This is a genomic window from uncultured Campylobacter sp., from assembly GCF_938031315.1.
GTDB lineage: Bacteria > Campylobacterota > Campylobacteria > Campylobacterales > Campylobacteraceae > Campylobacter_B.
Map to the genome: position 1 here is coordinate 1 of NZ_CALHHT010000174.1, position 1,251 is coordinate 1,251.

Below are 1,251 nucleotides of genomic sequence, written 5' to 3' on the forward strand. Positions count from 1 at the left end.
TTGAAATTTTAAAGTTCGCCCCGATCGCTATGGTTTTGAAATTTTAAATTTAGCGGACTTCGCAAATTTTAATCGCGGAATCTCGCTGAATTTAAAACCATACCGCGCTAGAGTTTGGCTGCTTTGCCCGAGCGAAAATACGCTCCGATCGCAAGAGCCACCATCGAAGCGACCATCGCGTACGCCCAGCCCGGCACCGGAATACGCTCGCCGCTAGCGTAGGAGTGCATGCCGCTTAGGTAGAAATTTACACCAAAATAGGTCATTATGACGCTAAAATACGCAAACATTGAGGCTACGGCAAAGGCGAATTGATTATTGAGCTTAGGCATAAACCTAAAATGCACTACTACCGCGTAGATGAAAATCGTAATGAGCGCCCAGGTCTCCTTCGGATCCCAGCCCCAGTAGCGCCCCCAGCTTTCGTTCGCCCACACGCCGCCTAGGAAGTTGCCCACCGTCAGCAGGCAAAGACCTAGGATCATCGACATTTCGTTGATATGCGTGGCTTCTGCGATATTGCGAGCGATCTCGGGGTTTTTCTTGTCGAATAAAAACATCACGAGGGTGAAAATCCCAAGTAGCATGCAAAGCCCTAAAAATCCGTAGCTTGCGGTGATTACCGAAACGTGGATCGTAAGCCAATATGATTTTAAGACCGGCTGTAGATTGGTAATCTGCGGATCGATGTCGCTAAGATGCGCCACCATCAGCGTAATGCCCGCCATTATCGAGGTAAGCGCCAGCGAGATTGCAGATTTGCGCGAGAAAAATATTCCGCTTAGCGACAGCGCCCACGCGATATAGATGAGCGATTCGTAGGAGTTGCTCCACGGCGCGTGCCCCGAGACGTAGCCGCGTAGCGCAAGACCTGCGGTGTGCGCGATGAAGGCGATGATATTTACGATATAAACGAGCTTAAATGCGCCGCCTAAGCGAAGAGCGGGCTTCATCATTCGCAAAAAGATAAAGATCAGAAGCAAAAATCCCGAGACAGTGTAGATCGGAAAGAGGCGCTTGAAAATTTTAGCCTTATTAAATAAAATTTCATATTTTATCGCGCTCTCGCTAGGCATTAAGTTTGCGCCGTGTTGCGCTTGGTATTTTTTTACAAATTAACCCTTATATCGCCATTTTAGTCCTCACAGTCTTGCTTTCCATTGCCATGGTTTGGTTGGAAAATAATACGCAATTTTCTGTGGATACGTTGCTTGGCATTATTGCGCATAGCTGTCTTTCCATCGGGGTTGT

The 1,251-nt window shown here is 47.8% G+C and carries 1 protein-coding gene and 1 pseudogene; one reads left to right on the plus strand and one right to left on the minus strand.

What is annotated here, in order from left to right:
* Positions 1-107: 107 nt before the first annotated feature.
* A pseudogene (locus Q0236_RS04620) lies at positions 108-1,112 on the minus strand (cytochrome c biogenesis protein); the annotation flags it as partial.
* On the opposite strand from Q0236_RS04620, the gene Q0236_RS13260 reads away from it, so the two are divergent.
* Positions 1,082-1,251 (plus strand): metal ABC transporter permease (locus Q0236_RS13260; RefSeq protein ID WP_367274734.1); only part of this gene is annotated, 170 nt, incomplete at its 3' end. The pseudogene Q0236_RS04620 and the gene Q0236_RS13260 overlap by 31 nt on opposite strands.